The sequence below is a fragment of the Sneathiella sp. HT1-7 genome (assembly GCF_020731145.1).
Lineage (GTDB): Bacteria > Pseudomonadota > Alphaproteobacteria > Sneathiellales > Sneathiellaceae > Sneathiella.
In genome coordinates this window covers 50456-74222 of the sequence record NZ_JAJFZN010000001.1, presented here as the reverse complement: position 1 = coordinate 74222, position 23767 = coordinate 50456, and the positions used below count along the sequence as shown (strand labels likewise).

Sequence of the window (23767 nt, the reverse complement as noted above, 5' to 3'; positions counted from 1 at the left end):
ATCAGACAATCCGGGATTTCTTCTCGCCCCAATATTTGTCTTTGAGAAGCCTTTTATAAAGCTTCCCCGTCGGATGGCGGGGAAGTTCCGCTTCAAAGTCAACAGACCTTGGACATTTAACATGGCTGATGTTCGTACGGCAGAACTCTATCAACTCGGCCTCTAGATCGTCGCCCGCGAGTTTAATATCTACAGGCTGAATAACGGCTTTGACTTCTTCACCAAAATCCTCGTTTGGTACGCCAATCACTGCCGCGTCATATACCTTTGGGTGGGTCAGGAGCAAATCTTCAATTTCCTGCGGGTAGATATTCACGCCGCCGGAAATGATCATGTAGGTCTGCCGGTCAGTGAGATAGAGGAAGCCGTCTTCATCTAGATACCCAACATCCCCGAGCGTACTCCATCCCTTATCGTTGAAGCTCTCCGCTGTTCGTTCTGGATCATTATGATAGGTAAACTCACGCCCATCCGAAAAATAGATGGCTCCGGTCTTCCCGGCGGGGAGCTCATTACCTTCTTCATCGACAATATGCACAATGCCGGTCAAGGCCCTGCCAACTGTTCCTGGGTGTAAAAGCCATTCCTCAGGAGTAACGGCGCAATATCCGTTCCCTTCAGTACCTGCGTAATATTCATATAAAATCGGACCCCACCAGTCCATCATCTGATGCTTAACTTTTTCGGGGCAGGGTGCGGCAGCATGAATGGCGACCTGCAGGCTACTGACGTCATATTTCTTCCGCACTTCTTCCGGCAGTTTCAGCATCCGGACGAACATGGTTGGTACAAGCTGGGAATGAGTCACCTTGTATTTTTCTACAAGGCGAAGATATTCTTCCGCATCAAAATGTTCCATGATGATGCAGGTGGCACCGAAGCGTTGCGTGCGCATGTTATACCGCAACGGCGCAGCGTGATAGAGCGGCGCCGGGGAAAGGTAGATTGTATTATCTGTAACGTTATACTGATTTTTTAGCAGGCCAGTAAGGTTATCATCCTCTCCGATTGGGTTGCCGATTTCCGTTGGTTTGATTCCCTTCGGTCGGCCCGTAGTGCCAGATGAATAAAGCATATCGGAGCCTTCGCATTCATCAGGAAGAGGAGCTGTAGAGTAGCCGCTGATCGCCTCTTCAAAAGACTGATATCCGGGAATAGTACCGTCAATCATTAGCCGCTCTTCGACATTCGGCATTCGTTCAAGTAGCTGAGCGGCAAGTTCCGATTTGTAGTTCGAGGTGATAAAAATCTGGGCGCCGCAATCATTGATAATATAGGCCGCCTCTTCCGCCGTAAGCCGGGAACTGATGGCTGTATAATAAAGTCCTGCGCGATGCGCCGCCCAGCAAATTTCATAGAATCTAGGGGTATTTTCTAAAAGAAGGGCGATATGGTCGCCAATTTTCAGGCCCATATTGCGAAAATACTGAGCCCCCTGATTGGACCGTTCGTTGAGTTGTTTATAGCTGACCGTTTCACCGCTGCCTGCCATTATAATGGCAGGTTTTTCCGGCATTGTCTTTGCGAACTCACGTATATGCATAGCCAGTTTCTTTTTCTAGTTATTATGGGCCGTATATTAGGTTTTTGAACAAAGAATACCGGAGGATATAAGTCTGTCAATTTCTCCTTCCGACATACCAATTTCCTGCAGGATTTCCCGGTTATGCTCCCCATGACGTGGGGCGTGTCGTCGAACTTCCCCGGGGGATGCTGAAAATTCTGTGTGAATTCCCGGATATACCAGTTTCCCTTCCGATGGATGATCCATTGTTTTCCAGAAATTCACCGCCTGAAGATGTTCATCCTCAAGAAGATCTTCCGGGTCGTTGATTGGTACCGCCGGGATGCTTGCGGCATCCAGATCTTTAAGCCATTCTTCGGATGTGCGGGTCTCGATGATCTCGCTCAGTACTTCATAGGCCGCATCGATATTGTCGAGCCGGGCTTCAATATTGCAAAAACGGGGATCCTCCATCAATTCCGGACGGCCAGCCATTTCAAAGAACGCCTTCCATTGTTTATCAACATACGGAAGAACGCCGATCATTCCGTCTTTGGTTTTATAGGGATGGCGGTTTGGGGAGATAGCGCGCGGATAACCAACAGACCCTATCGGCGGATCGAAATTCCCACCGTAAAGATGTTCCAGCATATGGAATTGCACCATCGTCTCAAACATCGGAATTTTAACTTCCTGTCCTTCGCCCGTGCGTTCGCGATGAAACAACGCCATGGTCACCGCATAAACAGCCGTCAGTGCCGTCGCCTTATCGGCAATCACTGTTGGCATATATCCTGGCCGTCCCATCAGTTTTGATTGGGTAGCCGCAAGTCCGCTGACACCCTGGATCATGTCGTCATAGGCCGGCTTGTTCGCATAGGGCCCGTCCTGTCCAAACCCGTAGGCACCGCAATAGACAATGTTTGGATTGACCGCTTTCACATCGTCATAAGTAAGGCGCAGCCGCTTGATTGCGGAAGGTCGCATGTTGTGCAGAAAAACATCGACAGTTCCGAGCAGCTTGAGAAGGGCGGCGTAGCCTTCCTCTGATTTCAAATCAATGCCCAATGCCCGCTTGTTACGGTTGGCGTTCAGATATATGGCTGCCATACCAGGAGAGCGGCGTGGTCCGAGATCGCGGGTCGTATCACCCTCGGGTCCCTCGATCTTGATCACGTCCGCGCCCATATCGCCGAGGGTTTGCGTCGCATATGGCCCGAGTAGAACAGACGTAAGGTCGGCAACTCTTATGCCTGTTAGAGGCCCATTATTAGCTTTGCTCATTTCTCACCTGTGTCCGAGGGAAAATGTTTTTATCAATAGGATTTCGGTAATCCGAGCGCCTTTTCAGCAACGTAACAGAGTACCAGCTGTGGGCTGACAGGGGCAATCCGGCAGATCATGACTTCGCGCATCAGTCGCTCAACGGTGAACTCCTTGGCATAGCCCATGCCACCATGGGTCATGACCGCCTGAGTACATGCTTTGAAGCCTGCTTCCGCGCCAAGATATTTGGCGGCATTGGCAAAAACGCCTGCTTCAAGCCCCGCATCGTAGTTTGACGCGGCTTTCATTGCCATTAGGTAGGCGGCCTCTAACTCCATCCAATTTTCAGCGAGCGGATGTTGGATTGCCTGATTCTTACCAATCGGGCGACCGAATACTTCTCTTTCACGGGCGTATTGTGCCGCCCGGCCGAGTGCATTCATGCCAAGACCGATGGCTTCCATGCCGACAAGAACGCGCTCCGGGTTTAGGCTGTGCAGGAGGTAATAAAACCCCTTACCTTCCTCTCCGATCAGATCTTCCTTTGGCACCGGTAAGTTGTCTATAAAAACTTCGTTGGAATCAACAGCTTTGCGGCCCATTTTGTCAATAACACGAACATCCATATAGTCACGGTTCATGTCTGTGTAAAAGATGGACAGTCCGTCAGTTGCTTTCTTGCAGTTTTCTTTTGGTGTCGTGCGGGCCAGAAGCAACATCTTGTCTGCTTCTTGTCCCGTGGTTGTCCAAATCTTTCGACCGTTCACAAGATAGCCGTCCGCCGTTTTCTCAGCCCGTGTTTCAAGGGCCGTCGTGTTTAGGCCGGCGTTGGGTTCTGTCACCCCAAAGCATGTCTTGACCTCGCCCTTGATAAGCGGAGGGAGCCAACGGTTTTTCTGATCTTCGCTGCCGAAAACAACGATCGGGTGAGGTCCGAAAATATTGATGTGAATGGCCGAAGCCGCAGACATCCCGCCAGAGGATTTTGCCACCGTATGCATCATCAGTGCAGCTTCGACAACGCCGAGCCCGGCGCCGCCAAATTCCTCGGGCATAGTAATACCAAGCCATCCGGCCTCTGCCATTGCCGTATGAAAATCAAACGGGAAATCGCCAGTGCGATCTTTCTCTAGCCAGTAACTATCGTCGAAGCGCGCACAAAGCGCCTCGACATTTTCGACAATAGCATGCTGTTCTTCGGTGAGCGTAAAATCCATTTACCTACTCCTTTTTATTTTTGATTTTGGCAGGAGGCCGGAAGATGTAGTTTAAATCAGTTTAGCATGGTTTGCGGCAACCAGACAATCAATGCCGGGAAGGCAATGAACAAGGCGATGGTCAACACATCAGCGATAAAGAACGGACCGATCCCGCGGAAGACATCCGATAATGGTATATCCGGTCTGACCCCATTCACCACATAACAATTGAGGCCGATGGGTGGGGTAATCAGGCAGATTTCTACCATCTTCACAACAATGATACCAAACCAGATTGGATCATACCCAAGCCCGATAACCGCTGGATAAACAACGGGAAGCGTCAAGAGCAACATCCCGATTGCGTCCATGAACATGCCGAGGATAGCATAGCCGCACAAAATCAGGATAATGATGACAGTCGGGGGCAAGGGCAGGCCAAGGATCCATTCTGCGAAGGCTTCGGGCAGACCCGAAAATCCGAGGAACCGGACAAAAACCAGCACACCCCAGATGATCGAGAAGATCATCACAGTAAGCTTGGCAGTTTCGAACAATGCGTCCTTCAACTCTTTCGTTCGCATCCCATGGAAAAAGGCCATGATGAGGACGACAAAGGCACCGAGTGCGCCCGCCTCAGTTGGCGTCGCCCAGCCACCGTAAATAGCACTGAAAATAATGCCAATAACGGCGACGATTGGAAGCGTGCCGGGTAAGGACTTCATCTTCTCACCCATCGTGAAGCCACGAACGGGTGGGCCTAGTTTCGGATTTATGGTCGCCCGGAACATAATAATAAGCGCATAGATAAGCGCAGAGACTATTCCCGGTATAAAGCCTGCCAGCAGGAGCGCGCCAACGGATTGTTCGACAATAATGGCATAGATTACCAGAATGGCACTCGGCGGGATCAGGGAGGCGAGTGTTCCACCCGCGGCGACAACGCCTGCGGCCAATCTCCGATCGTAACCATTTTCTAACATTTCGGGAATAGCTACCCGACTGAAAACCGCTGCTGTGGCCGTGCTTGCGCCCGAAACAGCCGCGAACCCCGCCGCCGAAAATACAGTCGCAACAGCGAGGCCACCTGGGACCCACCCTATCCATTTTTTCGCGGCATCAAAAGCGGCTGTCGTTATTCCGGCATGAAACGCGAGGAAGCCAATGAGGATGAACATCGGCAGCACGCTCAGGGAATATAGGGTGGATTTCGAGTGCGGGATTGTTCCAACGATACCGGTGCCGGCACTCCAACCAATAATGGACACAATGCCTAACATGCCAACAACCGTCGCGGCGATGTAGACCCGAACACCCAAAAATACCATAACGATCAGCGCGCCCATGCCGATTATGCCGGAAAGGAGAGGATCCATCTCCATTATTTTTTACCCTTTTTAATATAGGTTTCGTCGAATTTTGCTTCTTTTGCGGCGTCTTCGCCGAGCGCATCTTCAATCTCGTGCCGGGCCGTCGTAATAACGTCTTCGATCACGGGTACGGCAATAATCTCCGCAGATGGGTAAATAGTCAGCCGGATGAAACCAATGAACTGAAGCGCAAATCGCACCCAGAGAACCATAAACGCAAGCGGGATGGCAATTTTCGCAGGCCAGATAGGTATTCCGATATCAATCGTTGAATCCCCAAGCTCGTAAGCCCTCAAAAAATGCAGCCAGCTGGTGTCAATCAAGATGGTGATAACAACAAGTCCAACCAGCGTTGCTAATGCTTCAAGGAAATACAATGGCCGCCCGCTAAATTTTGCCATAAAGAGGTCCATGCGCACATGTCCCCCAAGCCTCTGGCAATAGGCAATTCCGAAAAACGCAAAAACAACCATGCTTTGTTCGATAAAGTCGATATAACCGGGAATCGGCAAATTGAGAAGCTTCCGGCTGAATACCTGAGTGACACCAATCAGCATCACAAAAAATATTGCAAGAGCGGAAATTCCGTTCAGGAAATTTTCGAGTTTGGAAAAGCCACGGTCAAATGCGGCAAAAGCCGATCCGGACGCCGAACCCTTAGGGGGATTTGATGATGTCATGAGTTTTTCTTATGTTGAAAGAGGGCCCGGCAAGCCAGGCCCTCAATTCAAAGTTTAGTTACTGGAGGCTTCTTTTGAAGTCGTCATGATCAATTCAAAAAGTTGATCGCCGGGATATCCATCGGCATTCATTTTTGCGATCCATTCGTCCCAGACTGGCTTTGCGCCAACAGCACGGAACTTGGCGATCTCTTCATCAGAGAAGGTGATCGCTGTCATGCCTTTTTCCTTCATAATCGGAAAATTTTTCTTGTCCGCGGCATCATACGCAGCATAAAGGGCTTCATATGCAGAAGGTTTGGCATCCTGGAGAAGCTGTTGATACTCAGGCGGAAGCTTTTCATACGCCGGAATGTTGACAACAACCGGGCAGTTATTCGCGCCAGGAGACATGTTCGCAGTATACCATTCACCGATATCTGTCAGGCGGTAGGCCACATGAGCATAGGTGAACGGGAAGGATGCAGCTTCAATCGTACCGCGTTCCAGTGATGTGTAAACTTCCGGTGCAGGCACAGTAGTTGGAACGGCACCAATTTTCTTCATTGCTTCACCAATGCCGCCCAAAGCACGAACGCGCATGCCGTTCCAGTCTTCCAGCGTGACCGGAGGCTTGCCGACACCCGTAAATTCATACTGCGGTAATAGTGAACTCATCAGCAGCTTTGCGTCCCAGCGGGCCAAATCTTTTGCGACTGCAGGGTCAGCATAATAGGTTTCATGCACTGCCGTTTGAACTTTCAGGTTAGGAAACGGCAAGAAGGGAAGGTCTAGTCCCGACAGTGTCGGGTGCTTAGCCGGATGGTAGGCAGAGCAAAACATTGCCATCTGAAAGGCGCCAAGTTTAATGCCGTCCAGGTTTTCTCTCGCCTTGGAGAGGGCCTCACCATAATGTATCTTGATCTTGAATTTACCGCCTGTGCGTTCAGCGACATAGTCTCTGATCGCTTCTACGCTTGCCGTAAAGGCTCTTTGTTTGCCCCACGTAGATACATTCCAATTAACGTTAGGTCCATCTACGACGTCAGCAGCAGACACACTGAACGCCATCATCGATGCAGCGGAGAACGCCGCAATCGACATAACTGTACGTTTGAACATTTTTATCTTCCTCCCATTCGGAACCAATTATTCTTAACCCATGGCTTTGATTTTACTTTTTGCCACTGATGAAAAGCATTATCGCATACTTCAACACTTGCGGGCCACTAAAATCTAAATACCTAGGTTAGATAGCGACGTAAAGAGAAAACGAGGTGATTTTTTTTCCAGTTTTGGCCGAAAAATTGTAAACACAATGCTATGATGAAATTTAGCCGCACCACCTTGGTCTTTAACAAGATTTGCCAATGCCACCTACGCGTCCGTCAGTCCTTATAGTTGCCCATGGTTCCAGTGTGTCGGTTGACGCACAGGAGGCTGCCAAGCAGCATGCGTTGACATTGCAGCAAAGCAATCGCTATGGACAGGTGGGGGTTTGTTTCCTTGCTGGTAATCACACATCCCCCAATTTGCCGGGCGGAGAAGTTTTTCTGTTACCATTCTTTATGAGCAACGGATATTTTGTTGCGCGACGCATTCCGGAACTATTTGAGTTGACGGAGGGGCAGCGTATTTGCACAGATCGCCAGCTGTATCAATGTGATGCCCTCGGAATTGATCCTGAATTGGCCGGAATAATATCCGCCATGGCACAGGAAGTTTGTGCTGATAAGGGATATGCTCCGGTGGACATTCATCTCGTCCTTGTCGCCCACGGTTCAGAAAAATCGCGTGCCTCTGCCGAGGCGACCTATCTGCAGCAGAGGACGGTTGAAAGCAGGCAAGAATTTGCCAGGGTTTCTGTTGCCTTCCTGAATGAAGCGCCGTTCCTCGGTCAATGGCTAAAGAATCAACCTGAGAACGGACCGCCGCTAGTCCTTGTAGGTTTGTTCGCAGCGGACGGGCCGCACGCGATGGAGGATGTGCCCGGCGCGATTGCCGAATGGCAGCGGGAAACGGGAAGCAAGCTGCCGGCTCACTATGCGGGGGCGATCGGAACCCGCCCAGAAATTGTCCGGTTAATCCAGCATAGCATCTCCCGCTGCGCGGCCAAATTCAATAAAATCTGAAAACTGCGAAACTGTTAGGAACGGCGGATTAAATAAGGCTACAGACAGCCGCGTTCTGATCTGATACAAAATCACGGAAATATTTGAGCTTTGCCCCTATATTGGGTATTGCACCGTTTGTTATAAATAATGAGGTCCTTTAAGGATGAATGATCGTAAGCCGTCCAAGCCCGTCCGTAAGAATATATCGGCGACTGTAAAATTTTTCGATGAAGCCAAGGGATTTGGTTTTGTCTCGCCCGCCGATGGGTCTCCAGATGCCTTTGTCCATATTTCGGTTCTGCAAAACACTTCCTATACTGAACTCCGGGAAGGTATGCAGATTAATTGTGACCTTGCAGATGGGGATCGCGGCCAGCAGGTTGTCGCAATTCATGAGCCGGAAGAGGAAGAAGAGGTTGTCGTCGGTAATGATATCGAGGTGACGGGTGTTGTGACTACCTTTGTTCCCGAACATAAATACGGGTTTGTGACGCCGGATGGTGGTGGAGAGGATGTCTTTATCCACATTAATATGCTGGAGCGTTCTGACATCAACCTTGAAGATATAGGTCTGGATACCAAGGTTAAATGTGTTGTCCGCATGGGCGTAAAAGGACCGATCGCAGACTCACTCGAAATTCTATAAGAAACGCGGGGCCATAATGACGAGAACGGAAACATTAAAGGTGCAGCGCTACCTGCGGGAAAAATTTGGCAATGAAGAGTTCAATGTCAAAGAGCGTCGGCCATCCGATGGAACGGCTGAGGTTCTGCTCGGTGATGAATTTATCGGGGTTGTCTATCGGGATGAGGATGAAGGCGAAGTGTCATTCGCTTTTCATATGACCATACTTGATATGGATTTGCCGTCGACTTCTTAACGAAATCGAGTATCAGTCGATTTTGAACCCGGTTGCTTTCCCGCAATCGGGTTTTTGTTTTGTTAACCATGCTTTTTTATGATGTCACCATGCGGACAAGACATAAATTAGGGATTGCGGTAATGCTGATGCTTGCCCAGTTTTCGGGCATGCCTGTCGTTGCGGGTAAACAGGACTTGATTACATTGGAAGTTTCGGGGGATCTAGGCGCAGCCTTTGCCGGGGATTGCCGGATTTCGACTATAGGAAAGCCTGAAAAACGATATCGTATTCAAGGCAAAGTGCCCGCAAAATTCTGGCTTCCGGGCGCTGCAATTCGGTGTAGCCTTGAAAAATCAAACCTGAGTACCCGATTGAGCGCACAAGTCACACGCGGCAGTATGGTTGAAGTTCGAATTGTGAGCCCGGCACCCATGCGCTGGCTTTCCGTAATGAGCACGGGCCCATGGGGAGAAGCAAAAGGCATTGCCAGCGCGGCGCGACCACTCTGGCAGTAAAGCTATTTTTCCAGAATTTCGTCGGTGCTGCAATTGCCATGTTCAAGCTGCAATGTCGCGTGGTCAATTTCAAATTCGGAAAGCAAAAACGCGTTGATTGCGTGTAGCGTAGATTTTATATCCGCTGACGGCTTAACTTGAATATGCATAGTCACAATTGGCTTTTCTGCAGTAAGGGACCAGGCATGCATATGGTGGACGTCGATGATTTCTGGCATATACGCGACCAGTTTTTCCCGAATCAGCATCATGTCCAGATTCTCTGGTGTGCCTTCCAGCAAGATATGGCCGGACCGTCGAACAAGGCTGTAGGCACTTTTCAGGATAATGACCGCAACCAGTATCGACAGGATGGGGTCCGCGGCCATCCATCCGAACATAAGGATGATGATAGCCGCGACAATGGCGGCGACAGAGCCCAACAAATCCCCCATCACATGCAGCAAGGCGCCCTGCATATTTACATTATGGCGGTCGCCACGATGGAGCAGATAGAAACCAACGATATTGATCACCAGTCCGCCGCATGCGATGACAAGCATCATGCCGCCGATGACCTCTCCGGGATACATCAGGCGTTCAACTGCCTCAAAAATGATCCATCCGGCAATGAAGAAAAGGGTTAGGCCATTGGTGAAGGCCGCCAGAATCTGAAAGCGGTGATACCCGTAGGAACGTTTACTGTCCGCTGGTTTGGAAGCCAGGCGAAAGGCAAACCACGCGAGGCCAAGCGCTGCTGTATCGGAGAGCATATGCCCGGAATCAGCAAGCAGGGCGAGGGAGCCGGAGAACAAACCGCCCAGCGCTTGCAATATCATGTACCCGCCAGTTAGGCACATAACCCAGAAAATACGCCGCTCGCTATCTTCCGTTACTTTCGGTGCATGATCATGCGAATGACTATGTGCTTTGCTGTCGGTATGTGAATGTGATGATGCCATAAAATAGACCGGTTTCGAGAGGAATTCCGCTAATTAGACAGGGGCGGCACATTGGTTGTCCATAGAATTTTGACATAAAGATGTAATATCCGAAAACTAGGGTGACGCGAGTTCACCAGTCGCAGTAAAATGCGGCGTGGACAAATCTGTATGCATAAGTGGTGGAATAAATGGCAGTCCGGATTGGGATAAACGGGTTTGGTCGCATGGGGCGGTTGTTCCTGCGCGCGGCATTGGAACATGCTAAGGAGAGGGAAAGCGGCCCGGCTTTTGATGTTGTCCATATCAATGAAGTAAAGGGTGGCCCGGAAACTGCGGCTCATTTGCTCGAGTTTGATAGTGTTCATGGGCATCTCGACATTCCAGTTCTCTGGGAAAAACCGTATCTGAAAGCCGGTGATTTCTCGATGACATTTTCCGACCATGCTGATCCGGCCGAGATTCCCTGGGCAGAGCGAGATGTTGATATCGTTATTGAATGCACCGGCAAGTTTAAAAAACGGGATGTGTTGCAGCTCTATCTTTCCGGAAGTGTAAAGAAAGTAATCGTCGCTGCCCCAGTCAAGGACGCGGACATAAATATCGTGATGGGCGTTAACGATCATCTCTATGATCCGACTGCGCATCATATTCTGACCAACGCGTCCTGCACCACGAATTGTCTGGCACCGCTGATTAAAGTGATACAGGAAAATATCGGCATTCGGCACGGCCTGATCACGACAATTCATGATGTCACTAATACGCAGATCATTGTTGATGCACCGCATAAGGATTTACGTCGGGCAAGGTCCGCGTTGAACTCTCTTATTCCTACATCAACCGGCTCGGCGACGGCGATTGCCATGATATATCCGGAGCTTGCAGGTAAACTGAATGGCGTCGCGGTAAGGGTTCCGCTGCTGAATGCGTCGATCACGGACTGCGTATTGGAAGTCGCCCGCCCAACAACGGTGGAAGAAGTAAACAGCTTCTTCAAAGCCGCGAGCGAGGCGGAACTTGAGGGCATTCTCGGCTATGAAACGCGCCCGCTCGTTTCCGCTGATTTCGTCAATGATCGTCGTTCTTCAATTGTTGATGCGCCATCGACGATGGTTGTTGATGAAACTCAGGTCAAAATCCTCTCCTGGTATGACAATGAAACCGGTTATGTCTGGCGAATGCGGGAATTGGCGGCTAAGGTCGCGAAGGAAATCCGATGACTGCGTGGCGCGATTATGCCGTAGTTACAAGCGCCTATTGGGGGTTAACCCTGACCGATGGCGCGCTTCGGATGATCGTCCTTCTGCATTTTCATAGTCTGGGTTACACGCCCATTGAACTCGCGGCATTATTCGTTCTGTATGAATTTTTCGGGGTTGTTACTAATCTGGTAGGGGGCTGGATTGCGGCAAGGCTTGGCTTGCGCTTTACTTTATACGCGGGCCTATGGCTGCAAATTGCGGCACTTTTTATGCTCTCCCAGCTTGATCCGAGTTGGTCCAGAGAAATGTCGGTGCTCTATGTCTTCCTGTCTCAGGGACTGTCGGGAGTCGCCAAAGATCTCACCAAGATGAGCGCCAAATCCTCCATCAAGATATTGTTGCCTGAAGGTGGCACCTCCCGGCTGTTTAAGTGGGTGGCGGCGCTGACAGGTTCAAAAAATGCCTTGAAGGGCGCAGGCTTCTTCCTCGGTGGTGCATTGTTGACGTCTATCGGTTTTGAAGGGGCATTGATTTTTATGGCGGCTGGCCTTGCGGTAGTTTTGGTCGCGTCTTTCCTTCTCTTGAAGCAGTTTGCCGGGCAGCCGACCTCAAAACCTCCCTTTTCGCGCATACTCTCCAAGACACGAGACATAAACTTGATCTCCCTGGCCCGATTCTTTCTGTTCGGCGGTCGGGACGTCTGGTTTGTGGTCGGCGTCCCCTTGTTTTTGGATGAAGTTCTGGGATGGAGTTTCGTCGAAATCGGCACCTTCATGGCTGTGTGGGTCATTGTTTATGGATTTGTTCAGGCCGTGGCGCCGCGCTTTGTTCAAAAATCGCCTGACGGGGTTACAATGGAGGTGATCGCGGCGAGCCTTTGGGGCGGGGCGCTGGCGATTGTCCCCCTGTTGCTTGCTGTTGTAATTTATCTTCTGACTGATCAGATTGCTTTAACGGACAATATCGCTTGGCTCGGTATTGTAACGGTTGGCGAGTTGGCGTTGTTTGGTATTCTGTTCGCGATAAATTCATCGCTTCACTCTTACCTAATTCTCGCGATCTCGGACACGGATCAAACCACACTCAATGTCGGGTTTTACTATATGGCGAACGCAGGAGGGCGGTTTTTGGGTACGCTCATGTCCGGCATGCTATATCAAATCGGCGGTGTGGAGGTATGCCTGATCGGTTCAGCCGTTCTGATTGCGGCGGCAGCTATCCTAGTACGAGGAATTGGCCGTCAAGAAACCGTAACGAATGTTTCATAAGTATGAATGTTAAAGTCATAAATATGGTCGTTAGTTGCCGTATTTAGGACATTTTTATTTCATAGGTTTTATTAAGTATTTGCAAAATAAGAGTTGAAACAACGCACAAATAGCTTATTTCAGCTTTATGACAGTGAATTTTATTGTTTGCTGCTCTGCAACGTACTAGTATTAACCATACTTGGTGTTATACCAGTGCACCTTGGAAAGGGTTGAGGGGAAGATTATGAAAAATACGATTAGATTTGCGATTGTTGGCGCAGCTTCGCTCGTGCTGGCGGCATGTGGTGGCAAGTTGGAACAGGCCGAACGGTTAAGCCCGAGCGGGAGTGAGTACCAGCAAGCGCTTTACACAGGTTATATTGAACTTGCGAAAGCTGAATATAACGAAGGCGACTACATTGATTCTGACCGCTTTGCAGAAAAGGCAATGGCGGCAACACGTGGGGAACAGGTTGATCCCTATCACCCAGAAGAATGGCATCTTCCTTCCGACAGAGAGCCGGTCCTGATCGGCGCGCGGGAACGTTTGATGGAGGTTCTGAATGCTGGCGCACGTGAGAAGCTTCCGATGCAGGCAGCAAAAGCCCAGACAAGCTTTGATTGCTGGGTGCAGGAGCAGGAAGAAAACTGGCAGCCGAAAGATATCGCCGCTTGCCGGGATGCCTTCGTGCTAGCGATGGAAGAGATTGAAGCTGCAATGGCACCGGTCGCGGTTGTTGTTGAAGAAAAAGTTGTCGTCATGAAGAAGAAAGAACCCATGATGGCGCCGCAATCCTTCGAAGTGAATTTTGATTTCGATTCCGATACACCACTGCCAGGCTCTATGGAAGAGGTCAAAGCAGCTGCGGAATACATGAAAAAATTCAAGGATCCGAAGATCACGATCGCTGGCTATACAGATACAGTCGGTAGCGTAGTCTACAATGACAAGCTTGGTGAACGCCGTGCCGAAAACGTTGCCTTCATGGGTATCGAGGAAGGCATGGAGCCGAAGCGGATTATCATGCGCTCCTACGGTAAGAAGGACCTAAAAGTCCAGACTGCTGATGGTGTTAAAAACGCGGCAAACCGTCGTGTGGTAATTACCGTCGAAAGCAAGTAATCTTGACACTCAAGAAGGGACGGGACGCGGAAACGCGCCCCGTCCTTTTTTTGTATCTGGAGGGAAAAATATGATTAGGAAATTTGTCGGCTTTATTCTTTTGTCCGTTTTTGCGCTGGGACTTGCGGCTTGCGACCCGGAAGTGGGGAGCAAGGAATGGTGTGAAACAATGAAAGAAAAGCCCAAGGGCGACTGGTCCGCGAATGAAGCAGCTGATTTCGCAAAGAATTGCGTCCTGACTTCTGACTGACCGTATGATATGGGGAGGGAACCGCGTGAGTAATTCCCTCCAATTTTTTGTGGCATGCAAAAAAGCTCTCTGCTAAACCCGGGATATGGTCCCGTAGCTCATCAGGATAGAGCGCAAGATTCCTAATCTTGAGGTAACAGGTTCGAGTCCTGTCGGGATCACCACTCTCATTTTATCTATTTAGGGCCTGTGCCGACGGGGTGGCTAGCCAATATTCTTTTGAATAGGCGGCAGTTCGACAAACTCGGCGGGCCGTTTTTCGGCATTGGCCTTCATCGCCTCAAATATTTCCTCCCGCTGCAACATGCTGGCATTCCATATAGCGATATAATCAAGGCTATCCTCTATCGAATGATCGCGTGAATAATTCATCATGCGCTTGCAGCCCATGATCGCAAGCGGTGCCTTGCTGGCGATTTCCTTTGCTATTTCCATGACGGCGCCGAGAAGTGCCTCCTGATCTTTATAGACGGTGTTAAACAGGCCTGCGGATTTTGCCTCATTCGCGGGCATCCGGCGGCCCGTATAGGCTAGCTCCCGTGCAAGGCCGTCGCCGATCACCTTGGTAATTCGGGGGAAAGTTCCGACATCAGCGGTCATGCCAATATTTGTCTCGAAGATTGTGATAAACGCATCTTCGGTGGCATAGCGCATATCGCAGGCTGTGATTAGATCAACCCCACCACCGATACAGCCACCTTGAATGGCCGCAAGGACGGGTAGGCGGCAGTCCTGCAACGCCGTGAAAGTCTGCTGCATGTTCTTGACGGCGCCATAAAATGCGGCGCCAGCGCTAATTTCCGAGGCTCGTTTTTCTTTTGGATCGGTTATTTCTGGCTGCACGAAAGAGGCGACATCCAGCCCGGAGGAGAAATGCGGCCCGGTCGAGGAAATAACGATCACTCTTGCCTTTGCATTTTCATCGATGTCCCGAACAATCTCGGGAAGTTCATTCCAGAATGCCGGGATCATGCTGTTGCGCTTTTCAGGCCGGTTAAGAATGATATGAGCGATCTGATTTTTTATTTGAACGTCGAAGCAGCTATATGTCACGGCGGATTATCCCTTCTCAGAGTTTGAATGCTTATTATTTTGGCCCATCTTACGGCGATATAGGGCAGGTATCAAACCTCTTCGGAGGCCAAAGGGCTTTTACAAAATGGTGAAAGCGGGCATGATGAGAGGAACAACAGGGACACCATAAAATATTATTGTATTGGCGAAGCGGGAAATGATGGCCGCGCATAAATATAGTGAGCGGCCCATAATCCGCCTGACGGAGAAAATTCAACAATAACCTGCAGACAAAAAAAGCAAGACGGGGAGGAAAATATGAGCGTAACGCATTACGACTGGCTGGCCCATCACACAGAGAGGGTTCCGGGAAAAGAGGTCTGGGTAGATCTCCATTCCAATCGCCATTTTACCTATGCCGAGGCAAATGACAGGGCCTTGCGCCTTGCTTTTCATTTGCAGAAAAATTGTGAGATAGAAAAAGGTGACCGGGTCGGGGTTCTCGCCATGAATTCGACTGATATGTTGGAAATACAGGCGGCTTGCGCCAAGATTGGCGCTATATTTCTGCCGCTTAACTGGCGACTTACAGTCAATGAACTCGATTTCATCATCCGCGACGCTGGGCCAAAAGCTCTTATCCATGATTCACAGTTCTCTGTAGAAATAGGGGAGCTAAAGGAAAGAACTGACGTCCTTCATTTTCTGGAAACGAGCGGAGGCGGAGGCGATACACCCTATGAGGCGGCAATCAAGGCCGCGAACCCGACACCAACACTCACAAATGTCACCCATGGCGATGTTTGGACGATCATGTATACCTCTGGCACGACCGGCCTGCCGAAGGGCGCGATGAATACTTATGGCATGGCTTTTTATAACGCGGTGAACCTAGGCGTTCCCACCTATTTCACGCCGGATGCCAAGACACTAACAATCTTGCCCTTATTCCATACAGGCGGACTTAACTGCTACAGCTCCGTTGCGCTCTATTTTGGCGGAACAACATTGGTCATGCGGGCCTTTGATCCGGGGGAATGTCTTCGCATCATTGATGATGAGGAGATAGGTCTTACCCATTTCTTTGGCGTGCCAGCAAATTACCTTTTTATGAGCCAACATCCTGAATTTAACACAACGGATTTTTCACGCCTTGCCTGTTCTGGCGTCGGCGGGGCACCTACGCCTGTGCCACTCCTTGAAACCTATAAGGCGCGGGGGCTGGCCTTGCAACAAGGGTATGGAATGACAGAAACCAGCCCGACAGTGACAGTGCAAGATGCGGAAATGGCGTTCAGTAAACCGGGCTCTGCGGGGAAACTTGCCTTGAATGCGGAGGCGCGCGTTGTCGATAAAAATGGCGAGGACGTTCGACAAGGAGAAACCGGAGAGCTATGGGTGAAGGGGCCGAACATCACTCCCGGATATTGGAACCGACCCGACGCTAATGCCGAAACAATAACGAATGGATGGCTGCATACCGGCGACGCCTGCAGAGTGGATGAGGAAGGGCATTACTTCATCGTTGATCGCTGGAAAGATATGTATATCTCCGGCGGAGAGAATGTGTACCCGGCGGAAATCGAGAGTACCTTGTTCAAAATGCCGGAAATCGCTGATCTGGCGGTCATTGGTGTCCCGGATGATCGTTGGGATGAAGTAGGATGTGCCGTCATCGTTATCGCGCCGGACAAGCAACTATCCGCAGACGACGTAATCCACTATTGTCAGGATAAACTCGCCCGATACAAAATCCCGAAGCATGTTGTCTTTATGGAGGAACTGCCGCGTAATGCGACCGGGAAGGTTCTGAAACGGGTTCTGAAGGACGAAATCGGCGACCTTCGCGTTCCCATCTGAAATCATACTCAAATAATCTTCAGGCCGCCCGGGAGTAGAAGGCGGCCTGAAGGGGTCCGGAGAAAGAGCTTAAGCGCCTTCTTTTCCGACAATGGTGATGGAGCAGACATTCTGATGCGGGAAGCCGCCGAGGTTATGTGTCATGCCAACCACGGGCTCTTCCTTTCTCTGACGATCTCCTGCGCGGCCCTGCATCTGCAGATACATCTCGTAAATCATGCGCAGGCCCGATGCGCCAATCGGATGGCCGAAGCATTTAAGCCCGCCGTCGATTTGGCAAGGGATCTTGCCGTCAGCATCATAGAAGCCATCCATGATATCGTTGACGGCATTACCTTCTTCGGAGATGAAAAGATCTTCCATGGTGACAAATTCCGTTATGGAAAAGCAGTCATGTACTTCGAACAGGCTGATCTGATCCCGCGGCTTGGTAATCCCCGCTTCCTTATAGGCGCGATTAGCAGCTGCGCGGGTGGTCACGAAATGACTGCCATCCCAGGAGTTATGCTGCGCTTCCCGACCGTTAGAGGCCGCGAGTTGCATAGCTTTGACCGTTATCAGATCCGATTTTCCCAGTGATTTCGCAATTTCTGGGGTCGTGACAATGGCACAGGCCGATCCATCGCTTACACCGCAGCAATCGAAGAGGCCGAGGGGCTCTGCAATCATTGGGGCGTTCATCACCTTATCTTCGTTGATTTTATTACGAAGATGCGCCTTTGGATTTTTGGATCCGTTGTCATGGCTCTTGACGGAGATATGGGCCATCGCCCGCTTCATGTCATCTTTATTGACGCCATGCTTCGCAGAATAAGCCGAAGCCAACTGCGCAAAAGAGCCGGGAGCCGACGCATTCGCCCAGAAGAGGTCATTGACGGATCCGCGGTTACGTTGCGGCAGGCCGCCATATCCTGTGTCCTTCAATTTCTCGACACCAAGGGCGAGCGCGATATCGCACGCGCCGGAGGCAACAGCATAGACGGCACCACGGAAAGCTTCTGAACCACTGGCGCAGTAGTTTTCAACACGGGTAACGGGGATGTTGGGAAGCCTTAGCGCCATGGAAAGCGGTACGGCGGATTTGCCCACATGCTCTTCCTCGATACCGGTGCCAAACCAGGCGGCGTCAATCGAGCTCTTCTCGATCCCCGCGTCTGCCAGCGCCTCGACATAGGCCTCGATCATCAAATCTTCTGCGTTGTCATTCCAGCGTTCGCCAAATCGTGAACAACCCATACCCAAAATAGCAACTTTATCTTTAATCCCTGCAGCCATTTTTATTCTCCTTTATTTGAAGCGTCCGCGGGGGTCGCTTTCCAGAAATAACGCCTGAACCCGCGCTTGTTGTCATAGTCTTTGACCCTAAACATCATCCGCATGGGCATTCCTACCTTGATATCCGTTTCAGGCGAGATATCGGTAAAGTCACTCATCAGGCGACCGCCTTCTTCGAACTGGATCATGCCGTAATAGGCGGGCGGATCCGGTGAATAGGTAAGCCGGTCCGCGGTAAAGGAGTTCACTTTTGAAATTCTCTCCGCGAAGGGGTAATCCTCTTGCGTACCGATGGCGCCGCAATTTTCATTAACGCACATATTGGACTTCGGAAACTGCGCCGTACCGCATTGGGAACATTGACCACCAATCATGGCCTGGGTCATTCCCTTGTTGCGATAAAGGGTCGTCAGGCCGGTTTTCTTGTCGGTCTCTGCGCGGATACCACGTTCCAAGTTAACCAGATCATGGAACGCGAGGAACTTGTTGTAGTTCGTTTCCGCATAGCGACGAGCGAGATAGCCCGAAACGCCTTTGCGGGGAGAAAGCGATTTGATTTCCTCAGTCACTTCGAACAGGAGAGCATCGCTGCCCTGACCGAAGCTTGCGACAAGGATTTTATCGCCCGGCTTACTATTTTCCAACGCATGGGACAGCATTACCATGGAATGGGCAGTCCCAGTCTCACCGCAGTTTGCCTGAAGATTATCTGCAACGGAACTCTCGGGTATACCGAGTTTCTTCGCAAGCATTCCAGCGACACCGCGCGCGGCTACCGGGAAGCAGAAGGTTGTAACATCTTCCGCTTTAACTCCGGTTTCCGACAACAGGGCGGAAATGGCACTTGGTACAATTTTGAGATATCCCTCATCGCGGATCCAGCGTTCTTCCCAATTGTAGTCATAGGCTTCGCCTTCGCCACGGAAGTGATCGACGAAATCAACGGCTTCTGTATGGCTGCCGAGAAGGCGGGCAATGACTTTGCCCTGACCGACCAGAAAAGCGGCCGCCCCGTCGCCGGATGTGAATTCCAGCGGGCTTGCCGCCTTCGTCTGGCGTTTTTCCGCAGCAGTGAAAAGAATTGGGCCGCTGCCTCCTTTGGCTACCTGAAGGGCTGTCGCCAATCCCGCGCTACCTGCTCGCTGGGAGGAGGCGAAATCGAGGGTCTGCAGGCTGCTGTTCAGGTTCAGCGCATCAGCAACGATGCCTGCATTCTGCCGATCCATAAACGGAAAGCTGGTTGAGGCCATATAAACAGCGGAAACATCATTGCGGTCAGAGTCTGCGAGACAATCCCGCGCAGCTTCGACGGCCATGGTGACGCTATCTTCGTCCCAATTTGCCATTGCTCTTTCGCCCTTGGCAAGGCCGTTAAGCCCTGGATTAAACCAGCTGTGAGCTTTTGCGATTTCACTACGTTGCAATCGGCTTTGCGGGATATATCCCCCGTAGGCCAATATTCCTACTTCCATTTGGAAAGGCTCCTTTTTTATTATTTCTTAGTGCCACTTATATGATGCAGGGCGCGTAGCATTATATCCCGCGATTTATTTCCTGCAGAATGACAGTTTAAAACGACTGTCGGCGTAACGCCAGAAAATTAAATTATGCCACGGTCGCTCACGTCATTTTTTTTCTTAACGGCGCGAACTTTCCTATGCTATCAATAAAGAAAAAAATAAAAATCGGGAGTTCCGAATGGCCGTTTTCTCATCCAAAATCGTTGCCTCTTCTGACAGCTTTGCCACCAATCGGCAGGAGATGCTGGCACTTGTCGATGATTTACATGCGTTAAAAGATCGCGCGAAACAATTATCTGAGCGTCGGCGCGCCAGATTTGAGGAGCGCGGTCAATTGACCCCACGTGAGCGGTTGGTCCGTCTTCTCGATCCGGGTATGCCCTTTCTGGAGCTGTTCGGCCTCGCCAATTATATGGTGGATACGAATGATCGGGATAAAAGCATTCCGGGGGCAAGTTCGTTGGCTGGCATCGGATTTATCAACGGTGTGCGGTGTATGATCTTCGCGAGCGATAGCGGCATCAACGCTGGCGCAATGACCCAGAAGTCCGGGGAGAAAGTCCGTCGCTGTCAGGATATTGCCATTGATAAGAAGCTTCCTTTTGTACATCTCGTTGAGAGTGCGGGCGCCAATCTTCTGAAGTATCAGGTTGAATCATGGGCGCATGGGGGCGGGGGATTCCAGAGGCTCGCAAAATTGAGTGCGGCAGGTATCCCTACTTTCGTCGTTCTGCACGGCCCATCAACGGCCGGTGGGGCATATTTCCCCGGCATGAGCGATTATGTTATTGGCATCAAGGGGCGGGGGCGCGCCTCTCTCGGCGGTGCGGCTCTGGTGCGGGCTGCAACAGGTGAAATCTCGGATGAGGAGGAACTGGCGGGATCGGAAATGCATGCGACCACCACGGGGCTTGTTGAATATCTCGCCGAAGACGACGCCCATGGCCTTTTGATTGCACGGGACATCATTGGCCGCCTCGGCTGGAACGATAAATGCCCGACACCAGAGATAAAAAGTTTCAAGGAGCCGCGCTACGATCCGGAAGAGATTACTGGTGTGGTTCCGGTGGATTATCGAAAACCTTATGACGTCCGCGAAGTTGTCGCCCGGCTGGTTGATGGTTCCGATTTTGAGGAATTTAAACCACGTTACGGTGCCACCCTTGTTTGTTTGCAGGCTAATATCTTCGGACAGGCCTGCGGCATCGTGGGCAATAATGGCCCGATCGATCCGGATGGCGCGGCGAAGGGCGGACAGTTCTTCCAGCTTTGTGACCAGGCGAATATTCCGTTGATCTTCCTGAATAATATTACCGGCTATATGGTTGGCAAGGAGTATGAACAAAAAGGTATGATCAAGCATGGATCTAAAATGATCCAGGCCGTTTCCACCGTCCGGGTGCCGAAAATAACACTCTATATCGGGGCAAGCTTCGGTGCCGGTAACTATGGGATGGCCGGCCTTGCCTATGACCCGGATTTCCTGTTTGCCTGGCCAAATGCCAAGACTGGCGTGATGGGTGGTGAACAAGCGGCACTCACCATGGATCAGGTGGCGCGAAGTGGTGCAGAACGCAAAGGCATACCTGTTGATGAAGAGGCACTCGCCGCTCAAAAGGCGCGTTTGATTGATCACTTTGATAGTCAAGCGGACGCGTTTTATACCTCAGGCAAACTTCTTGACCAAGGTGTTATCGATCCACGTGATAGCCGTAAAGTCATCGGCTTCGCGCTGCAAACATGCTGGGAGGCGCGTAATCGCACCCTGCAACCGAACAGCTTCGGCGTTGGCCGACTCTAATCTCCGGTAATCAATGAATAAGAAAAAAGATATAAACAGGTGGGTCCGGAAAAATGAGAAATTTCAATAGCATATTGATCGCCAATCGGGGCGAAATTGCCGTTAGGGTAATCAAAACAGCCAAAAGTCTCGGGTATCGCACTATCGCTGTTTACTCAGAGGCGGATGCCGCGGCGCTTCATGTCCGTATCGCAGATGAGGCAATGTTGATTGGGCCTGCGCCTGTCCAGCAGTCCTATTTGGATATGACAAAGATATTGGCCGCAGCCAAGGAAACGGGAGCGGAGGCTATTCACCCGGGTTACGGATTCCTGTCAGAGAATGCAGATTTTGCACGGGCATGCGAGGATGCGGGTATTGTCTTCATTGGACCCTCTGCCGAGGCGATTGACTTGATGGGGAACAAGGCAGCGGCCAAGCGGCGGATGATTGCGGCAGATGTGCCTTGTGTTCCCGGATATGAAGACCATGACCAGTCTGACGGTACACTTGTTGCCGCAGCCAAAGATATTGGGTTTCCGATTATGGTGAAGGCCGCGGCGGGCGGAGGTGGTCGCGGCATGCGTCTTGTACATGAAGAGAAGAACCTTGTTGACGCCCTTGCCTCTGCGCGCTCGGAAGCGCTTAACGCGTTCGGTTCGGAGGAGCTTATCCTTGAAAAAGCGATAATTGAACCGCGACATGTAGAAGTTCAAGTTTTCGCGGATAATCATGGGAATGTTGTCCATCTGGGTGAGCGGGATTGCTCGGTTCAGCGCCGACATCAAAAAGTGGTAGAGGAAGCGCCATGCCCAGTCATGACACCGGAACTCCGGGAAAAGATGGGCTCAGCTGCGGTGGAAGCGGCGCGCAGTATCAACTATCGTGGTGCCGGTACCGTTGAGTTTCTGCTCGATGCCGGAAATAATTTCTATTTTCTCGAAATGAATACCCGGTTGCAAGTGGAACATCCGGTGACCGAGATGGTGACGGGAAACGATCTTGTGTCGCTACAAATTCAAGTGGCGCAGGGTGAGCCGCTTGGGATTGAGCAACAGGACGTTAAGCTGAATGGCCATGCCATTGAAGTGCGTCTTTATGCGGAAGATACCGCGCAGGACTTCCTTCCCTGTACAGGCAAGATTACGACATGGCAGGCGGCGGACGGAGACGGCGTGCGATTCGACGCCGGCATTGATTCCGGGCAGGATATCTCCCCTTTTTATGATCCGATGATCGCGAAAGTCATCGCCCATGGCGAAAGTCGGGAGATTGCCCGCCACCGTCTGATTGAGGCGCTTAAAAATACGGTAATATTTGGCCTGACAACCAACCGTGGTTTTCTAATCGATATCCTCAATGAGGAGACCTTTGCAAAAGGAGAGGCGACGACCGCTTTTATTGGCGACTTATTCGATGGCGAGCGGTTGGCTGCAAAAATTCCGGATCAGATTGAAATGGCGATGGCCGCCGTTCTTTTGTATCAGGTGGAGCGTGAACGGGCAAAATCGGCGGCGATTTTTGTGACTGAGCAGCTTATGGATTGGTCAAGCGGCGGAGAATTGCTGACCCGTTATGTGTTCCCGGCGGCTGAAGATCAAATCGATGTCACTGTCGCGCCAAAGCGCGAAGGCGGTTATAATGTTATGGTGGGTGAAGCAGCTCTGGTCATTGAGGTTTTGGAGCGGAGCGAGAACAGGGCACTGCTGACCGTCGATGGAAGTCGCAAACGCGTGCATTATGAGGCCCTTTCTGAAGGGGTGCTGGAATTCACCGATGGCGGGAAGACGTTACGGTTTATTAATGAGATAGCGTTCCCGGAGGCGACCGCATCCGCTGCGGGGAGCGGGCAGGTGACAGCGCCCATGCATGGCACCTTGTTGGAAGTCTTTGTGAAGGCTGGTGATACAGTTGATGTTGGGACCCGTCTTGCTGTGCTGGAGGCGATGAAGATGCAGCATGATATCCAGGCTGAAGTTGCCGGTGTCGTGCAGAATGTGATTGCCACGGCGGCAAGCCAAGTGTCTATCGACGATCTTCTGTTCGAAATTGAAGTGCCGGAATAATGCGGAAATAAAAA

The 23767-nt window shown here is 50.9% G+C and carries 21 protein-coding genes and 1 tRNA gene; 12 read left to right on the top strand and 10 right to left on the bottom strand.

Annotation, left to right across the window (positions count from 1 at the left end):
- Position 1 precedes the first annotated feature (1 nt).
- Genes LKE13_RS00345 through LKE13_RS00320 form a run of 6 tightly spaced genes read right to left on the bottom strand, consistent with a single transcriptional unit; the run spans position 2 to position 7120 of the window.
- Positions 2–1543: an AMP-binding protein gene (locus LKE13_RS00345; protein ID WP_227947692.1), complete on the bottom strand. Its 1542-nt coding sequence runs from the start codon at positions 1541–1543 to the stop codon at positions 2–4.
- A gap of 36 nt (positions 1544–1579) precedes the next feature.
- Positions 1580–2788: a CaiB/BaiF CoA transferase family protein gene (locus tag LKE13_RS00340; protein WP_227947691.1), complete on the bottom strand. Its 1209-nt coding sequence runs from the start codon at positions 2786–2788 to the stop codon at positions 1580–1582.
- Between the two features lie 32 nt (positions 2789–2820).
- The gene (locus LKE13_RS00335; RefSeq protein ID WP_227947690.1) at positions 2821–3987 is read right to left on the bottom strand and encodes an acyl-CoA dehydrogenase family protein; all 1167 of its coding nucleotides are present in this window, start codon (positions 3985–3987) and stop codon (positions 2821–2823) included.
- 56 nt (positions 3988–4043) lie between these two features.
- On the bottom strand, positions 4044–5345 hold the full coding sequence (locus LKE13_RS00330) for a TRAP transporter large permease (RefSeq protein ID WP_415776482.1): 1302 nt from the start codon (positions 5343–5345) through the stop codon (positions 4044–4046).
- Positions 5346–5350: 5 nt separating this feature from the next.
- On the bottom strand, positions 5351–6019 hold the full coding sequence (locus LKE13_RS00325; protein ID WP_227947688.1) for a TRAP transporter small permease subunit: 669 nt from the start codon (positions 6017–6019) through the stop codon (positions 5351–5353).
- A 54-nt stretch (positions 6020–6073) separates the two neighbouring features.
- Positions 6074–7120 carry a C4-dicarboxylate TRAP transporter substrate-binding protein gene (locus LKE13_RS00320; protein WP_227947687.1) on the bottom strand — a complete coding sequence of 349 codons (1047 nt, stop codon included), beginning with the start codon at positions 7118–7120 and terminating at the stop codon, positions 6074–6076.
- Between the two features lie 248 nt (positions 7121–7368).
- Here LKE13_RS00320 and LKE13_RS00315 point away from each other — a divergent pair, with 248 nt between their 5' ends.
- From LKE13_RS00315 to LKE13_RS00295, 4 genes are all read left to right on the top strand, one after another.
- Positions 7369–8130, top strand: a complete 762-nt coding sequence (locus LKE13_RS00315; RefSeq protein ID WP_227947686.1) for a CbiX/SirB N-terminal domain-containing protein — start codon at positions 7369–7371, stop codon at positions 8128–8130.
- 145 nt (positions 8131–8275) lie between these two features.
- Positions 8276–8758: a cold-shock protein gene (locus LKE13_RS18830; RefSeq protein WP_415776476.1), complete on the top strand. Its 483-nt coding sequence runs from the start codon at positions 8276–8278 to the stop codon at positions 8756–8758.
- 16 nt (positions 8759–8774) lie between these two features.
- Positions 8775–8993 carry a DUF3126 family protein gene (locus tag LKE13_RS00300; protein WP_227947685.1) on the top strand — a complete coding sequence of 73 codons (219 nt, stop codon included), beginning with the start codon at positions 8775–8777 and terminating at the stop codon, positions 8991–8993.
- Positions 8994–9115: 122 nt separating this feature from the next.
- Positions 9116–9490 (top strand): hypothetical protein, encoded by a 375-nt coding sequence (locus LKE13_RS00295; protein WP_227947684.1) that lies wholly within the window; start codon positions 9116–9118, stop codon positions 9488–9490.
- Positions 9491–9492: 2 nt separating this feature from the next.
- Here LKE13_RS00295 and LKE13_RS00290 read toward each other — a convergent pair whose 3' ends face one another.
- On the bottom strand, positions 9493–10431 hold the full coding sequence (locus LKE13_RS00290; RefSeq protein ID WP_227947683.1) for a cation diffusion facilitator family transporter: 939 nt from the start codon (positions 10429–10431) through the stop codon (positions 9493–9495).
- Between the two features lie 170 nt (positions 10432–10601).
- Here LKE13_RS00290 and LKE13_RS00285 point away from each other — a divergent pair, with 170 nt between their 5' ends.
- The 5 genes from LKE13_RS00285 to LKE13_RS00265 all read left to right on the top strand — a co-directional run bounded on the left by LKE13_RS00285 (position 10602) and on the right by LKE13_RS00265 (position 14402).
- Positions 10602–11633, top strand: a complete 1032-nt coding sequence (locus tag LKE13_RS00285) for an ArsJ-associated glyceraldehyde-3-phosphate dehydrogenase (RefSeq protein ID WP_227947682.1) — start codon at positions 10602–10604, stop codon at positions 11631–11633.
- The gene (gene arsJ, locus LKE13_RS00280; protein ID WP_227947681.1) at positions 11630–12883 is read left to right on the top strand and encodes an organoarsenical effux MFS transporter ArsJ; all 1254 of its coding nucleotides are present in this window, start codon (positions 11630–11632) and stop codon (positions 12881–12883) included. Before LKE13_RS00285 ends, arsJ begins: the two co-directional genes overlap by 4 nt.
- Positions 12884–13109: 226 nt before the next feature.
- Positions 13110–13988 carry an OmpA family protein gene (locus LKE13_RS00275; protein WP_227947680.1) on the top strand — a complete coding sequence of 293 codons (879 nt, stop codon included), beginning with the start codon at positions 13110–13112 and terminating at the stop codon, positions 13986–13988.
- Between the two features lie 70 nt (positions 13989–14058).
- Positions 14059–14238, top strand: a complete 180-nt coding sequence (locus LKE13_RS00270; protein WP_227947679.1) for a DUF3012 domain-containing protein — start codon at positions 14059–14061, stop codon at positions 14236–14238.
- An 87-nt stretch (positions 14239–14325) separates the two neighbouring features.
- Positions 14326–14402: transfer RNA gene (locus tag LKE13_RS00265), tRNA-Arg, on the top strand.
- 40 nt (positions 14403–14442) lie between these two features.
- Here the strand turns inward: LKE13_RS00265 and LKE13_RS00260 are convergent.
- Positions 14443–15291, bottom strand: a complete 849-nt coding sequence (locus LKE13_RS00260; RefSeq protein ID WP_227947678.1) for a crotonase/enoyl-CoA hydratase family protein — start codon at positions 15289–15291, stop codon at positions 14443–14445.
- A gap of 279 nt (positions 15292–15570) precedes the next feature.
- Between LKE13_RS00260 and LKE13_RS00255 the strand changes: the two genes are divergently transcribed.
- Positions 15571–17112, top strand: a complete 1542-nt coding sequence (locus tag LKE13_RS00255) for an acyl-CoA synthetase (protein WP_227947677.1) — start codon at positions 15571–15573, stop codon at positions 17110–17112.
- Positions 17113–17181: 69 nt separating this feature from the next.
- On the opposite strand, the gene LKE13_RS00250 is transcribed toward LKE13_RS00255, so the two are convergent.
- Positions 17182–18387, bottom strand: a complete 1206-nt coding sequence (locus tag LKE13_RS00250) for an acetyl-CoA acetyltransferase (RefSeq protein WP_227947676.1) — start codon at positions 18385–18387, stop codon at positions 17182–17184.
- Positions 18388–18389: 2 nt separating this feature from the next.
- Entirely contained in the window at positions 18390–19859 is a 1470-nt protein-coding gene (locus tag LKE13_RS00245; protein ID WP_227947675.1) for a hydroxymethylglutaryl-CoA synthase family protein, read from the bottom strand.
- Between the two features lie 226 nt (positions 19860–20085).
- Here LKE13_RS00245 and LKE13_RS00240 point away from each other — a divergent pair, with 226 nt between their 5' ends.
- Together LKE13_RS00240 and LKE13_RS00235 are read left to right on the top strand one after the other, a co-directional pair.
- Positions 20086–21708, top strand: coding sequence for an acyl-CoA carboxylase subunit beta (locus LKE13_RS00240; protein WP_227947674.1), 1623 nt, complete (start codon positions 20086–20088; stop codon positions 21706–21708).
- A gap of 53 nt (positions 21709–21761) precedes the next feature.
- Positions 21762–23753, top strand: coding sequence for an acetyl/propionyl/methylcrotonyl-CoA carboxylase subunit alpha (locus LKE13_RS00235; protein WP_227947673.1), 1992 nt, complete (start codon positions 21762–21764; stop codon positions 23751–23753).
- The last annotated feature ends 14 nt before the right edge of the window (positions 23754–23767 follow it).

What these genes read in the sequence shown, in the direction of transcription:
- LKE13_RS00345 (WP_227947692.1), bottom strand. Translation starts at nt 1,543, where the DNA reads ATGCATATACGTGAGTTCGCAAAGACAATGCCGGAAAAACCTGCCATT.
- LKE13_RS00340 (WP_227947691.1), bottom strand. Translation starts at nt 2,788, where the DNA reads ATGAGCAAAGCTAATAATGGGCCTCTAACAGGCATAAGAGTTGCCGAC.
- LKE13_RS00335 (WP_227947690.1), bottom strand. Translation starts at nt 3,987, where the DNA reads ATGGATTTTACGCTCACCGAAGAACAGCATGCTATTGTCGAAAATGTC.
- LKE13_RS00330 (WP_415776482.1), bottom strand. Translation starts at nt 5,345, where the DNA reads ATGGATCCTCTCCTTTCCGGCATAATCGGCATGGGCGCGCTGATCGTT.
- LKE13_RS00325 (WP_227947688.1), bottom strand. Translation starts at nt 6,019, where the DNA reads ATGACATCATCAAATCCCCCTAAGGGTTCGGCGTCCGGATCGGCTTTT.
- LKE13_RS00320 (WP_227947687.1), bottom strand. Translation starts at nt 7,120, where the DNA reads ATGTTCAAACGTACAGTTATGTCGATTGCGGCGTTCTCCGCTGCATCG.
- LKE13_RS00315 (WP_227947686.1), top strand. Translation starts at nt 7,369, where the DNA reads ATGCCACCTACGCGTCCGTCAGTCCTTATAGTTGCCCATGGTTCCAGT.
- LKE13_RS18830 (WP_415776476.1), top strand. Translation starts at nt 8,276, where the DNA reads ATGAATGATCGTAAGCCGTCCAAGCCCGTCCGTAAGAATATATCGGCG.
- LKE13_RS00300 (WP_227947685.1), top strand. Translation starts at nt 8,775, where the DNA reads ATGACGAGAACGGAAACATTAAAGGTGCAGCGCTACCTGCGGGAAAAA.
- LKE13_RS00295 (WP_227947684.1), top strand. Translation starts at nt 9,116, where the DNA reads ATGCTGATGCTTGCCCAGTTTTCGGGCATGCCTGTCGTTGCGGGTAAA.
- LKE13_RS00290 (WP_227947683.1), bottom strand. Translation starts at nt 10,431, where the DNA reads ATGGCATCATCACATTCACATACCGACAGCAAAGCACATAGTCATTCG.
- LKE13_RS00285 (WP_227947682.1), top strand. Translation starts at nt 10,602, where the DNA reads ATGGCAGTCCGGATTGGGATAAACGGGTTTGGTCGCATGGGGCGGTTG.
- arsJ (WP_227947681.1), top strand. Translation starts at nt 11,630, where the DNA reads ATGACTGCGTGGCGCGATTATGCCGTAGTTACAAGCGCCTATTGGGGG.
- LKE13_RS00275 (WP_227947680.1), top strand. Translation starts at nt 13,110, where the DNA reads ATGAAAAATACGATTAGATTTGCGATTGTTGGCGCAGCTTCGCTCGTG.
- LKE13_RS00270 (WP_227947679.1), top strand. Translation starts at nt 14,059, where the DNA reads ATGATTAGGAAATTTGTCGGCTTTATTCTTTTGTCCGTTTTTGCGCTG.
- LKE13_RS00255 (WP_227947677.1), top strand. Translation starts at nt 15,571, where the DNA reads ATGAGCGTAACGCATTACGACTGGCTGGCCCATCACACAGAGAGGGTT.
- LKE13_RS00250 (WP_227947676.1), bottom strand. Translation starts at nt 18,387, where the DNA reads ATGGCTGCAGGGATTAAAGATAAAGTTGCTATTTTGGGTATGGGTTGT.
- LKE13_RS00245 (WP_227947675.1), bottom strand. Translation starts at nt 19,859, where the DNA reads ATGGAAGTAGGAATATTGGCCTACGGGGGATATATCCCGCAAAGCCGA.
- LKE13_RS00240 (WP_227947674.1), top strand. Translation starts at nt 20,086, where the DNA reads ATGGCCGTTTTCTCATCCAAAATCGTTGCCTCTTCTGACAGCTTTGCC.
- LKE13_RS00235 (WP_227947673.1), top strand. Translation starts at nt 21,762, where the DNA reads ATGAGAAATTTCAATAGCATATTGATCGCCAATCGGGGCGAAATTGCC.